Genomic DNA, 12,921 nt, shown 5'->3' on the forward strand with positions numbered 1-12,921 from the left:
ACGTTATCGAAATCGGCGGTCCAGCATCGCCACCTTTCGCCCGCTGTATTCGGCAAGCGCGATGCCGCCCAGCACGAGGACCAGCGCCAGTGCCTGATAGAGCTGGAACGTCTCGCCGACGATCAGCACCGAAAGCAGCGTGCCGAAGATCGGCACCAGGTTGATGAACAGGCCTGCGCGGTTGGCGCCGATCAACTCGTTGCCCCTGATGTAGGTTACCTGCGAGATGACGGAAGCGCCGATCGCGGTATAGACGATCACCGTCCAGCCGCGCGCGTCGGGCGCGACGGCCTTGCCGGCGGCGACCTCCCACAGGAGGAAGGGCAGCGAGGTGATGAGCGCGGCGACTGCCAGGGACAGCATCAGGCTCTGCCAGTGCATCACCGGCTTCAGCCGCAAGCCAACCGTATAGCCGCTGTAGAGGACGACCGCGACCAGCATGATGGCGTCGCCGAAATTGAGCTCCAGCGTCAGCAGCCGGCGCGGGTCGCCGTGGCAGGCGGTCAGGATCACGCCGGCGATGGTCAGCACGACGCCGGCAATCTGCGCCCAACTCACACGCAGGCGGAAGAAGATGAAGTTGGCGACGATGATCAGGACCGGCATCGCCGCCTGCTCGATCGAGACGTTGATGGCAGTCGTGTAGTTGAGCGCCGTATAGAAGATGGTGTTGAACAGGGTGAAGCCGCTGGCCCCAAGTGCCGCCAGCACCAACCAGTGCCGGCGCACCACCGGCCAATCCTGCCGGATCGTGCGCCAGCCGACCGGCAGCAGGATGGCGACTGCCAGCACCCAGCGCAGGAAGACCAATGTCATCGGCGAGACGTGATCGACCGCCAGCTTCCCGGCCACCGAATTGCCTCCCCACAGCAAGGTGGTGAGCAGCAGGAATATGTAGGCGCTTCGATGCATCGCGGAATTCCGGCCGCGGCGGGCGTGCCGGGGTGTTTGCCGGCCTATTGCCCCCGCCAGCCCAAGTAAATGATGTCAAAGCCGAAAATTGTTGTGCCTCAGGGCATTTTAGGCGGCAAAGAGAGGTCGCACTCGCGAGGTCTTGACGCTATAGAGGCCTGTCGTTTCGAACCATATCCAGGCCGCTCGGCGGCATCTCAAGGGAAAAGAAACATGGCCAATGTGGTGGTCGTCGGCTCGCAGTGGGGTGACGAAGGCAAGGGCAAGATCGTCGACTGGCTGTCGGAGCGCGCCGATGTGGTGGTGCGTTTCCAGGGTGGCCACAATGCCGGCCACACGCTGGTCGTCGACGGCAAGGTCTACAAGCTGTCGCTGTTGCCGTCCGGTGTCGTGCGGCAGGGCAAGCTGTCCATCATCGGCAATGGCGTGGTCTTCGACCCGCATGCTTTCGTGGCCGAAGTGGCGAAACTCAAGGCGCAGGGCGTCGAAGTGGCGCCGGATCGCCTGAAAATAGCCGAAAACACGGCGCTTATCCTGTCGGTGCACCGGGAGTTGGACGGATTCCGCGAGGACGCCGCCTCAAATTCCGGAACGAAGATTGGCACGACCCGCCGAGGTATCGGTCCGGCCTATGAGGACAAGGTGGGTCGGCGCGCGGTGCGGGTGATGGATCTGGCGGACTTGGAAACGCTTCCCCTGAAGGTCGACAGGTTGCTGACGCATCACAATGCGCTGCGCCGTGGGCTTGGCCACGCGGAAGTCACGCATGACGCGATCATGGCGGAGTTGACGTCGGTCGCGGATGAGATCCTGCCCTATATGGACCGCGTCTGGAAAATTCTCGACGACAAGCGCCGCGCCGGCGAGCGCATTCTGTTCGAGGGCGCGCAAGGCACCCTGCTCGATATCGATCACGGCACTTATCCCTTTGTCACCTCGTCCAACACGGTGGCTGGGCAGGCCGCCGCCGGCTCCGGTGTCGGTCCGGGCGCCATTGGCTATGTGCTCGGCATCACCAAGGCCTATACGACGCGCGTTGGCGAAGGTCCGTTCCCGACCGAACAGAAGAACGAGATTGGCGAATTCCTCGGCACGCGCGGTCATGAGTTCGGCGTCGTCACAGGGCGCAAGCGCCGCTGCGGCTGGTTCGACGCGGTGCTGGTGCGCCAGGCGGTCGCCGTCAACGGCATCAAGGGCATCGCGCTGACCAAGCTCGACGTGCTCGACGGGCTGGACGAAATCAAGGTCTGCACCGGCTATCGCCTCGATGGCGAGATGATCGACTACCTGCCGGCCAGCCAGGGCGCGCAGGCCCGTGTCGAGCCGGTCTACGAGACGCTGGAGGGGTGGAAAGGCACCACCGCAGGCGCGCGCAGCTGGAACGACCTGCCGGCACAGGCGGTCAAATATGTCCGCTACATCGAGGAGTTGATCGGCGCGCCGGTAGCACTCCTCTCCACCAGCCCGGAACGGGATGACACGATACTTGTGACCGATCCGTTTCAAGACTAGTTTCTGAAGCCTTTCCGGGCATCGCGGCTGATTTGCGGGGGCCGGCGCGGAAGCAAAATACAGGTCGACTGAAGCATGGCAGATTTCGTTGCTATTCTGAAAAAGGCGCTCGACAAGCACGGTGACGAGACGCCCGAGAAGCGTACGCGCATCTATGACAGCGTTCGTACCATGCTCGCCAAGAAGCTTGCGGACTATTCGCCGCCGCCGGCCGCCGAAGCCATAAACATGCAGAAGCGCTCGCTGGAAGACGCTATCGCGGTCGTCGAGCGGGACTATGCCAAGAGCGTGCCGGAAACAGACCCGCTCGCCGAGCTGGAGCACATCTTTTCCTCCATCGACCGCAACAAGAACCAACCGAGCCACACGCGCCAGCCGGTGAAGGCGGAGCCGGTATGGCCGGCGCCGCCAGCGCCGCCCGCCGCCAAGCCGGAACCCTACCGGCCGGCACCACCGCCCGCCGCCAAGGCCGAGCCGAGCTGGCAGAAGCCCACGCCGGTGCAACCGGCGGCTCCAAACCTTGCCGACCATGCCTTGCCGGGCATGGATGCGGACCAGGACGATGACCGGACCGATGTCTTCGCGAATGACGAAGAGCCGGAGGCGGGCGATACCTTCCAGCGCCTGCGTCCAGCCGAACGCAAGCGCAGCTATGGCGGGCTGATCGCCGCCGTCGTCGCCCTGCTGGTCGTTGCCGGCGGCGGCTATGGCATCTGGCTGAACAAGGGCGCCTTCAGCAGGATGCTGGGCCTGGACGGCGGCAAGGTTGTCGCCAAGACCGAGCCGGTGAAACCGGCGCCGGCCAAGCCGGCTAGCGACGCAGCGGCGACGCCACCGGCACCGGCAGCCGGCGCCGAAGGAACCAAATTCACGCAGCGCCTGACGCCTGAAGGCGGCGAAACCGATCCCGGCCCGGCCGGCGGGCAGAGCGGCATAGGCGAGGGTGAATCCGTCGCCGCGCTGACGACGCCACCTTCGGCGACCACCGCCCCGGCGGCTCCGCCACCGGTCACCGGCGCGCCGGCCGCAGCTGCACCCGCCGCGGCCGCGCCCGCCGCGACCACGCCCGCGCCGGGTGCCGCGCCCGCGACACCGCCCGCCAACGGAACCGCACCCGCGGCGCCGGCCGATGCCGCCGCCACACCGCCGCCCGCGCCGGCGGGCGCTACGCCCGCGGCACCGGCGGCCGCTCCGGCGACGGAGGCCTCGGTACCGGTCGGCCAGAAGGCGATCTTCTATGAGGAGCGCACCAGCACGGCACAGGGGTCGGCCGAGCCCGGCAGCATCGTCTGGTCGCTGGTGCAGGAATCGCCGGGTGGCGACCTGCCGCCCGAGCCGGCGATCCGTGCCGAGGCGACCATCCCCGGCAAGGACATCCAGTTGCGCATGACCATCCGCCGCAACACCGACCAGACGCTGCCGGCCAGCCATATCATCGAGATGATCTTCCTGACGCCCGACGGTTTCGAAGGCGGCGGTGTCGACAACATCCTGCGCGTCGCCATGAAAAGCTCCGAACAGGATGCCGGCAGCCCGCTGATCGGCATCCCGGCCAAGATCGCCGACGGCTTCTTCCTCGTCGCGCTCAATGACACCAAGGCCGACGAGGACGCCAACATGACCCTGTTGCGCGGCCAGGACTGGATCGACGTGCCGGTGGTCTACAAGACCGGACGGCGGGCGCTGCTGACCATGGAAAAAGGTATTCCCGGAGAAAAGGTGTTCGACGAGGCGATCAAGGCCTGGCAGGCGAAGACGGCGGGCTGAGAGAGCGGCGTAACGGTCGCCTTTGTTCAGAAGCCCTGGAACAGCATGTCGAGCGCGGCGACGATGTCGTCGTGATACTTCGTCAGGTTCAGCCGGCTCTCACCCAATTCGCTCGCCGGAACGGTGGCAATCAGGTGTGTCGCCATGACCAGCTTCCGGCCATTGACCTCGAAGATCGGATGAAGTTTTCGCATCGGCGGCGGCACCGCTGCGATCGGAAGAAGCGGGATGACTAACCGTGTCTTGAAATTGTCGAGCAGGTCGGCTTGAACGTCGAGCAGATAGTTGCCTTCGATGCGGCCAGCGAAGACATCATAGCGTGCCATCAGAACTGTCGGTACTCTTCCAAAGGAATGCCGTTCTTTTCGACGTAGTCGTTCCAAGCATCCATTGTGGCCCGGTTCTCAAGCTTCCAAAGCCGTGTTTTTTCGGCAGCCACAGCCTCCGCGATGCCAGCTTCCGCGGCGCGTGAGACATTCACGTCAAGCCCCTTGGCTTCCCTCATGAGGTTCGAGTCGATCGACAGATTTGCAGGCTGACGGATCGCATTCAAGGCAATCTTACGCATAATGGCCTCCGCAACATGCGCATAATGTATGCGCATTCTTGTACGGGAGCAATAATGGAGTGGCTCTGGCTGGTGGTCCCGGTTTCCGCCATGGCTCTGGGCGTTCGTCGCTTCAATCGACAAATCGTTGTCGATTGATCGGCCTACGGCCGAACGCTACTCACCCCTCCATCTCTTCCCGTAGCATCTCCAGCTCCAGCCACTCTTCCTCGAGCGCGGCCAGCGTCGCGCGTTCCTTGTCGAGGGCGGCGATGGTCTTCTGAAACGAGGCCGGGTCGCGCTCGTAATAGGCCGGGTCGGCGATGTTGTTCTCCAGCCGCGAGATCGACGCGGTCACCGCCTCGATCTTCTTCGGCAGCGATTCCAGGGCGAATTTCTGCTTGAACGACAGTTTTTTCGCGGGCCCTTTTGGGGTTGCCGGTTCGCTCTTGCCCGCCGCCGGCGTATCGGCGGCTTCCGCCTTGGCGCGGGCCTTGCGGTCATCGAGCCGGGTGCCGCCGCGCTGCGCCAGCATGTCGGAATAGCCCCCGGCATATTCGACCCAGCGGCCGCCGCCGTCCGGCGCGATGACGCTGGTCACGGTGCGGTCGAGAAAATCTCGGTCGTGGCTGACCAGGATGACGGTGCCGGCAAAACCAGCGACCAGTTCCTGCAGCAGCTCCAGCGTCTCCATGTCGAGATCGTTGGTCGGTTCATCGAGCACCAGCAGGTTTGCCGGCCGCGCGAGCACGCGCGCCAGGATCAGCCGCGCCCGCTCGCCGCCGGACAGTTCGCGCACCGGCGTGCGCGCCTGCTCCGGCTTGAACAGGAAATCCTTCATGTAGGAGACGACATGGCGCTGCTCGCCATTGATGACGAGGTTTTCGCCGCGCCCGTCGGTGAGGTATTGCGCCAGCGTCTCCTGTGGGTCGACCGCCTCGCGCTTCTGGTCGAGCGTGGCGATTTCCAGATTGGTGCCGAGGCGCACCGAGCCGGCGTCCGGCGGCAATTCGCCGGTCAGCATCTTCAGCAACGTGGTCTTGCCGGCGCCGTTCGGCCCGACGAGGCCGACACGGTCGCCGCGCTGGATGCGGGTCGAGAACCCCTTGACCACGGTGAGATCGCCGAAGCTCTTCTCGATGTTTTTTGCTTCGATCACCAGCTTGCCGGATTCGGCGGCATCGCTCGCCACCATGGTGGCGTTGCCTTCGGCGCCGCGATGGCCGCGGAAGCGCTGGCGCATGGTCTGCAACTCGCCGAGGCGGCGCATGTTGCGCTTGCGCCGCGCCGTGACGCCATAGCGCAGCCAGTGCTCCTCGCGCACGATCTGGCGGCCAAGCTTGTGCTGCTCGCGCTCTTCCTCTTCCAGGATGAGATCGCGCCATTCCTCGAAATGGCCAAAACCCTTGTCCAGCCTGCGGGTTTGGCCACGGTCGAGCCAGACGGTGGCGCGTGACACGCGTTCGAGGAAGCGGCGGTCGTGCGAGATGACGATGAGCGCCGAAGAGGTGCGGACGAGCTCTTCTTCGAGCCATTCGATGACGGACAGGTCAAGGTGGTTGGTCGGCTCATCAAGCAGCAGAATGTCGGGTTCCGGCGCCATGACGCGGGCGAGGGCTGCGCGCCTGGCCTCGCCGCCTGAGAGATCGCCCGGCCGCTCTTCGCCCGACAATCCAAGATGCTCCATCAGATAGGAGGCGCGGTAGGGATCGTCGGCGGGCCCGAGGCCCGCCTCGACATAGGCGCGCACGGTGGCGAAACCTTCCATGTCGGGCATCTGCGGCAGATAGCGGACCGTCGCCGAGGGTTGGCGGAAGACTTCGCCGTCCTGCGGCTCGATAAGGCCGGCGGCGATCTTGAGCAGCGTCGACTTGCCGGAGCCATTGCGGCCGACCAGCGCGATCTTGTCGCCGGCGGAAGCGGTCAAGGCGGCGCCGTCGAGCAGTGGCGTGCCGCCGAAGGTCAGTTTTATCCCGTCGAGATTGAGAAGAGGCGGAGCCATGTCAGCTTTCGGGCAAAGGATAGGGATGGGCGAGCAGCAGCGCGCGGCCATGGCCGAGCGCGATGTCGAGGCGGCCCCCGGTCTTGTCGAACTTGACCTCGTTGGAGATGGTCAGTGATGAGCCGAAGGCCACCTCGACCTGGTTCAGCGGCCATTTGGCACCGGTGACGCTCAGGCCGGCAAGTGCGGAAAAACCCAGGATCGAAAACAGCGTGCCGTCGGCATAGTCGAAGCCGGCCTTTCCCAACAGAAGGGGCACGCCTTCCTGGGCGCCGCTGGTCAGCAGCACCTCCGTTCCGGCCTCGGCCAGGCGCAGGGCGAGCGCCAGATGCAGGAAGGCATGGTCGGCGCGCCTGCCGCCGAACGCGCCCGCCAGCACAAGGCGGGTCGCGCCGCGCTCAAGGGCCGCCGTGATCGCCAGTTCGCCATCGGTCTTGTCTTTTTCCGCCGGGAAGGTCTGGCGAGGCACTGCGGCGAGGTCGGCGGGCAGGTCGGCCGGCACCGAATCGAAATCACCTACCCACAGTTCCGGCACAAGGCCGAGCAGCCTGGCGTGGCCGATGCCGGCGTCGGCGGCGATGACGCGCGAGCCCTCGACCTGGCGGTCGAGCCGGGGCGTGCGGATGAGATCGCCGCCAAGCAGGATGGTGAATGTGCTCATATCCGGTGGCCTGTACCAGCCCGGCGGCGGAAACGGAAGGCGGCAAACTCCCACTTGCGCGGTTCCTCGGCCGGGCCTATGTGTCGAAACGCTCTAACGGGGTGCCGGACGCGATCTTTCGCGGACCGGCTGAGAGGCAGTCTCGCCAACCCGCTGAACCTGATCCGGTTTGTACCGGCGGAGGGATTAGACGTTTCGGACAGTCCGACGCCTCAATTCCTTGTCACGCGAACGAAGGAGGCGCCGATGCGCACGCTTTTATACTCTCTTGTCTCAGCCATGGTCGTTGCGTTGTCGGGGTCGGCCTTGGCCAAGGACAAGCTCACCGTCTACACCTATGAAAGCTTTACCGCCGACTGGGGTCCAGGTCCCGTGGTTAAGAAGGAGTTCGAGGCCGAATGCGGCTGCGACGTCGAGTTCGTCTCGGTCGCCGATGGCGTGGCGCTGCTCAACCGCGTCAAGCTCGAAGGGGCGTCGACCAAGGCCGATATCGTGCTTGGCCTCGACACCAATCTCACCGCCGATGCCAAGGCTAGCGGGTTGTTCGCGCCGCATGGCGCGGTAAGCGACGTCAATGTGCCGGGCGGCTGGAGCGACGATACTTTCGTTCCGTTCGACTACGGGTATTTCGCCGTCGTCTACGATACCGAGAAGCTGAAGAGCCCGCCCAAGAGCCTGAAGGACCTGGTCGAAGGCAGTGCCGACGACAAGATCGTCATCCAGGATCCGCGCACCTCGACGCCGGGCCTCGGCCTGTTGTTGTGGGTGAAGTCCGTCTATGGCGACAAGGCGCCGGAGGCCTGGGCCAAGCTCAAGGCCAAGGTGCTGACCGTGACGCCCGGCTGGAGCGAGGCCTATGGCCTGTTCACCAAGGGCGAGGCGCCGATGGTCCTGTCCTACACGACGTCGCCGGCCTACCACATGGTCGCCGAGAATACGCAGCGCTACCAGGCGGCTTCCTTTGAAGAGGGCGAATACCTGCAGATCGAAGTCGCCGGCATCACCACGACCGGGGCCAGGAACCCGCTGGCGGCAAAGTTCATCGCCTTCATGACCGGACCGAAATTCCAGGACGCGATCCCCGAGACCAACTGGATGTTCCCGGCCGGCAAGACCGACAAGCCGCTCAACCCGGCCTTCGACAGGCTTGTCAAGCCGACCAAGACCTTGCTGTTCAGCCCGGAGGAGGTCGCGGCCAACCGCAAGCCCTGGGTCGATGAATGGCTGGCGGTGATGAGCAAATGAACGCGCTCTTCACCCTCCCCCTTGTGAGGAGGGTCGATCCGCGCAGCGGAGCGGGGTGGGGGCTGCGACACTGAGCACTGCCTCACCCCCACCCAGGCTCGCGGACACCGCTTCGCGGCATCCGCGCTCCGACCCTCCCCACAAGGGGGAGGGTGGAAGGCGCGCATCTGACTCCCGCATCACCGCCGGCATCATCGCGCTCGCCGCGATCACGCTGCTGATCGGTGGCGCGTTTGCCGGCTTGCTCGTCGAAGGCGCTCATGACTTCTCGGGCGCGTGGGCGGCCTTCGATCCCTATCTCCTTCGCGTCGTGCGCTTCACGCTCTGGCAGGCAATCCTTTCGACGCTGCTTTCGGTCATCCCGGCACTCTTCGTCGCACGCGCCCTGTCGCGGCATCCGCGCTTCCTTGGCCGCGCCTTCATCCTGCAGCTCTTTGCCGTGCCGCTGGCGCTGCCGGCGATTGTCGCGGCGCTCGGCATCCTGGCGCTCTACGGTCGCGCCGGCTACTTCGCCGGGCTGTTCAGCGCGATTGGCGGCGGGGGCTGGCCTGGCATTTACGGCCTGTCCGGCATTCTCGTCGCCCATGTCTTCTTCAACCTACCGCTTAGCGTGCGACTGCTGCTCGAGGCGCTGCAGACCATTCCCGCCGACCAGTGGCGGCTGGCGAGCCAGCTCGGCATGGGCGCGCGGCCGGCGTTCCGGTTGATTGAATGGCCGACGCTGCGTGCCGCTCTGCCTGGCGTCGCCGGGCTGGTCTTCATGCTCTGCATCACGTCTTTCACCATCGTTTTGACGCTCGGCGGCGGGCCTGCCGCGACGACGCTGGAGGTCGGGATCTATCAGGCGCTGCGCTTCGATTTCGATCCCGCGCGCGCGGTCGCCCTGACATTGCTGCAGATCGCCCTGACCTTTGTCGTGGTGCTGGCGCTGACGCGGCTTGGCGCCAACGTCGTCGGCGACACCAACCTGCCGGTCGCGCCGCGCCGCTATCTCTCCGTCAACGGAACCGAGGCGTCGCTGAACGCCGCGCTCATCGTTTTGGCCCTGCTGTTCGTTGTCGGACCGATGGCCGCGACCGTGGCCGCCGGTTTGGGCGCCGATCTCGACCGGCTCGCCGGCGAGGCCGCCGTCCGGCAAGCGACGCTGACCAGCGCGGTGCTCGCCTTCCTGTCGGCGCTGCTCTCGGTGATGCTGTCGCTGGCGCTCACCATGGCGCGGCGAGCGCTGGCGCTGGGCCGCCGTGCCGGGCCAAGGACATTGCTTGAGCACGCAACCGACACCGGCGCGGGTTTCGTCCTGGTCGTGCCGCCCATCGTCATCGGCGCCGGCTGGTTCCTGTTGCTGCGCCATGCCGGCGATGTCTTCGCCGTGGCCCCGGTGATGGTTGTCACCGTCAATGCTGTCATGGCGATGCCGTTCGCGCTGCGGGCCGTCCGTCCCGCCTATGACGCGGCGAGCGAGCGTCACGAACGGCTCTGCGCGCAGCTCGGCATTGCCGGCTGGGCGAGATTGCGGCTGGTCGACTGGCCATCACTGCGGCGTCCGCTCGCCACCGCTTTTGCTTTCGCCATGGCGCTTTCGCTCGGCGATCTCGGCGTGATCGCGCTGTTCGGCAGTGATTCCGTGCAGACCTTGCCCTACCTTCTCCTGGCGCGCATGGGCAGCTACCGCACCGAGGACGCCGCCGGCCTGGCGTTGTTGCTTGGCTTCGTCTGTCTCGCATTGGTGCTGGCCGCGGATTGGCTCGGCAGGGAAAAGGTCGGCAATGTCTGACGGGGCAATGGACAGGAAGGGCGTTCCGGTGCGGCTGGACAAGGTTTCGTTCAGCTATGGCGAGGCTCCGCTCGCCTTCGATGTCACGTTCGCCGCGGCGGAAATCACCGCCATCATGGGGCCGAGCGGTTCGGGCAAGTCGACGCTGCTCAACCTCATAGCCGGGTTCGAGACGCCGTTGTCCGGCCGCGTGCTGATCGGCGGGACCGACGCCGGCGCCGCGCCACCGGCTGAACGGCCAGTGTCGATGGTGTTCCAGGAAAACAACCTTTTCGCCCATCTGTCCGTCGAGCAGAATGTCGGGCTCGGCCGCTCGCCATCGCTGCGGCTGACGGAGGCGGACCGCGCTGATATCGCCGGGGCGCTGGCGCGCACAGGCCTTGGCGGCAAGGAAAAACGCTTGCCGCGCGAGCTCTCCGGCGGCGAGCGCCAGCGCGTCGCCCTGGCGCGCGTGCTGGTGCGTGATCGCCCGGTGCTTCTGCTCGACGAGCCCTTCGCTTCGCTCGGGCCAGCCTTGCGTGACGACATGCTCGATCTGGTCGCCGGCGTGCATGCGGAACGTGGCATGACGGTGCTGTTCGTCACGCACCAGCCGGAGGACGCCCGCCGCATCGGCCAGAATGTGGTGTTTCTGGACAATGGTTTTGTGGCGGCGACCGGCAGCGCGGGCGATTTCTTTGCCGGGGCTGGTCCCGATGCGTTCCGGCGCTATATCGGTGCGAGTGCCGGGAATGCCGTATCACGAGATATTGCCCGGAAGCGGACATAATTTACGGTCAAACCGGCCTCAGGCGATGGGGCGCTTGCTTGCCATGGCAGAAGTAGTGTGGCTAGGTCCGCCCTACTGGTCCGGCACAAGCCGTGATTTGCCTACAGCATCCGCCGCACGTCTCGAGGGACGCGTGACGGATGCTGTAGAAGTTTGTTTTTTGCGCATGACAGGTTCCGAAGATCGCCCCCGATTTTCGTGGTCATGCGCCAGGACCTGAAAGGAAGCCGTTCTGGCGATCGGCGTTGACAAGCTGCGAATGAATCCACTGGCGCGCTTTCTGGCGCTGGCCGGCTTTGCCGTGGCGCTTGCAAGCTGCCAGATGTTCACGCCTCCGGAGGTCCAGGAATCCGGCTTCCAGCCGTCCGACAAGCCGATCACGGTCGACAATGTCGCCGCCAACAACAAACTCGCCGAACTCGCCAAGGCGCAGCATCCGCGCATCCTGGCCACCTATGGCGGCGAGTATTCCGATCCCAAGCTCGAGCGCATGGTCGCCAAGGTGGTCGGCAACCTGACCGTCGTGTCGGCGAACCCGACCCAGACCTACCGCATCACCATCCTCAACTCGCCCAACGTCAACGCCTTCGCGCTGCCGGGCGGCTATCTCTACATCACGCGCGGGCTGCTGGCGCTGGCCAATGATTCGTCCGAACTCGCCGCCGTCATCGCGCATGAGATGGGTCACGTCACCGCCAACCACGGTCTGCAGCGCCAGCAGCTCGAGGCCGAGGAAGGCCTGGCGACCAAGGTGGTCTCTGACGTGCTGGGTGACAGCCCGACCGCCAAGGCGGCACTGATCCGCGGCAAGCTCAGGCTGGCGCAGTTCTCGCGCAACCAGGAGCTGGAGGCCGACGCCATCGGCATCAAGTCGATCGGCGAAGCCGGCTACGATCCCTATGCCGCCGGCCGCTTCCTGCAGTCGATGTCGGCCTATACCGATTTCCGGTCGATCAGCGGTGCCACCGATGCCAGCCTCGACTTCCTGGCCACGCATCCAAACACGCCGCAGCGCATCGACCTGGCGCAGCGCCATGCCCGCCAGTTCGGCGCACCCGGGGTCGGCACGCGCGACCGCGATTCCTTCCTCGCCGGCATAGATGGCCTGCTCTACGGCGATACACCGGAGGAAGGCTATGTGCGCGGCGAGACCTTCCTGCATCCGGGGCTCGGCGTGTCGTTCACGGTGCCGGACGGTTTCATCATCGACAATTCGGCGGCGGCGGTGACGGCGACCGGGCCGGGCGACATCGCGATCCGCTTCGACGGCGTTTCGATCGACAAGAACCGCGCCTTGACCGACTATATCAGAAGCGGCTGGGTGGCTGGCCTCGACGACAGCACGGTCAAGCAGGAAACCATCAACGGCAACGAGGCGGCGACCGCGCATGCCGGCGCAGAAGGCTGGCAGTTCGACATAGCGGTGATCCGCGCCGGCGGTCAGGTCTACCGGCTCCTGACCGCGGCTCCCTCTGCCAGCACTTCGCTGGACACGGTCGCGCGCTCGGTCAGCGGCTCGTTCCGTATCCTGAGCGCCGCTGAGAAGGCGGCCTTGAAACCGCTGCATATCCGCGTGCTCACCGTGCAGCCGGGCCAGACCATGGGCACGCTCGCCGCGCAGATGGTCGGCGTCGACCGCAAGCTCGACCTGTTCCGGGTGCTCAATGCGCTGTCGCCGGGGGCCGCGGTTTCGGCCGGCGACAAGGTCAAGATCGTCACCGACAAATAAGCC

The 12,921-nt window shown here is 65.6% G+C and carries 11 protein-coding genes and 1 riboswitch; of the genes, 6 read left to right on the plus strand and 5 right to left on the minus strand.

All coding sequences use genetic code 11. The features are described from left to right. Window positions 1–3: 3 nt before the first annotated feature. On the minus strand, window positions 4–912 hold the full coding sequence (locus AC07SZ_RS18660) for a DMT family transporter (RefSeq protein ID WP_494915375.1): 909 nt from the start codon (window positions 910–912) through the stop codon (window positions 4–6). 213 nt (window positions 913–1,125) lie between these two features. On the opposite strand from AC07SZ_RS18660, the gene AC07SZ_RS18665 reads away from it, so the two are divergent. Both AC07SZ_RS18665 and AC07SZ_RS18670 read left to right on the plus strand, forming a co-directional pair. Next, window positions 1,126–2,424 (plus strand): adenylosuccinate synthase, encoded by a 1,299-nt coding sequence (locus tag AC07SZ_RS18665; protein ID WP_056575495.1) that lies wholly within the window; start codon window positions 1,126–1,128, stop codon window positions 2,422–2,424. Window positions 2,425–2,499: 75 nt separating this feature from the next. Continuing rightward, window positions 2,500–4,191 carry a hypothetical protein gene (locus AC07SZ_RS18670; protein WP_494915376.1) on the plus strand — a complete coding sequence of 564 codons (1,692 nt, stop codon included), beginning with the start codon at window positions 2,500–2,502 and terminating at the stop codon, window positions 4,189–4,191. 26 nt (window positions 4,192–4,217) lie between these two features. On the opposite strand, the gene AC07SZ_RS18675 is transcribed toward AC07SZ_RS18670, so the two are convergent. The 4 genes from AC07SZ_RS18675 to AC07SZ_RS18690 all read right to left on the minus strand — a co-directional run bounded on the left by AC07SZ_RS18675 (window position 4,218) and on the right by AC07SZ_RS18690 (window position 7,401). Continuing rightward, the gene (locus AC07SZ_RS18675; RefSeq protein ID WP_494915377.1) at window positions 4,218–4,517 is read right to left on the minus strand and encodes a CcdB family protein; all 300 of its coding nucleotides are present in this window, start codon (window positions 4,515–4,517) and stop codon (window positions 4,218–4,220) included. Further along, window positions 4,517–4,759, minus strand: a complete 243-nt coding sequence (locus AC07SZ_RS18680) for a type II toxin-antitoxin system CcdA family antitoxin (protein ID WP_056576468.1) — start codon at window positions 4,757–4,759, stop codon at window positions 4,517–4,519. Before AC07SZ_RS18680 ends, AC07SZ_RS18675 begins: the two co-directional genes overlap by 1 nt. A 160-nt stretch (window positions 4,760–4,919) precedes the next feature. After that, entirely contained in the window at window positions 4,920–6,740 is a 1,821-nt protein-coding gene (locus AC07SZ_RS18685) for an ABC-F family ATP-binding cassette domain-containing protein (protein ID WP_056575503.1), read from the minus strand. Window position 6,741: 1 nt separating this feature from the next. Continuing rightward, entirely contained in the window at window positions 6,742–7,401 is a 660-nt protein-coding gene (locus AC07SZ_RS18690) for a thiamine diphosphokinase (RefSeq protein ID WP_494915378.1), read from the minus strand. An 87-nt stretch (window positions 7,402–7,488) separates the two neighbouring features. Further along, window positions 7,489–7,604: riboswitch (TPP riboswitch) on the plus strand. A gap of 43 nt (window positions 7,605–7,647) precedes the next feature. Here AC07SZ_RS18690 and thiB point away from each other — a divergent pair. The 4 genes from thiB (at window position 7,648) to AC07SZ_RS18710 (ending at window position 12,918) form a co-directional block, all read left to right on the plus strand. After that, window positions 7,648–8,646, plus strand: a complete 999-nt coding sequence (gene thiB, locus AC07SZ_RS18695) for a thiamine ABC transporter substrate binding subunit (protein WP_494915379.1) — start codon at window positions 7,648–7,650, stop codon at window positions 8,644–8,646. 178 nt (window positions 8,647–8,824) lie between these two features. Beyond that, window positions 8,825–10,420: a thiamine/thiamine pyrophosphate ABC transporter permease gene (gene thiP, locus AC07SZ_RS18700; protein ID WP_494915551.1), complete on the plus strand. Its 1,596-nt coding sequence runs from the start codon at window positions 8,825–8,827 to the stop codon at window positions 10,418–10,420. After that, window positions 10,413–11,189, plus strand: a complete 777-nt coding sequence (gene thiQ, locus AC07SZ_RS18705; RefSeq protein WP_494915380.1) for a thiamine ABC transporter ATP-binding protein — start codon at window positions 10,413–10,415, stop codon at window positions 11,187–11,189. Before thiP ends, thiQ begins: the two co-directional genes overlap by 8 nt. A 259-nt stretch (window positions 11,190–11,448) precedes the next feature. Then, complete coding sequence (locus AC07SZ_RS18710; RefSeq protein WP_056575515.1) at window positions 11,449–12,918, plus strand: M48 family metalloprotease; 1,470 nt, start codon at window positions 11,449–11,451, stop codon at window positions 12,916–12,918. The last annotated feature ends 3 nt before the right edge of the window (window positions 12,919–12,921 follow it).

It is taken from the genome of Mesorhizobium sp. GW821-FHT07A06 (genome assembly GCF_059419085.1).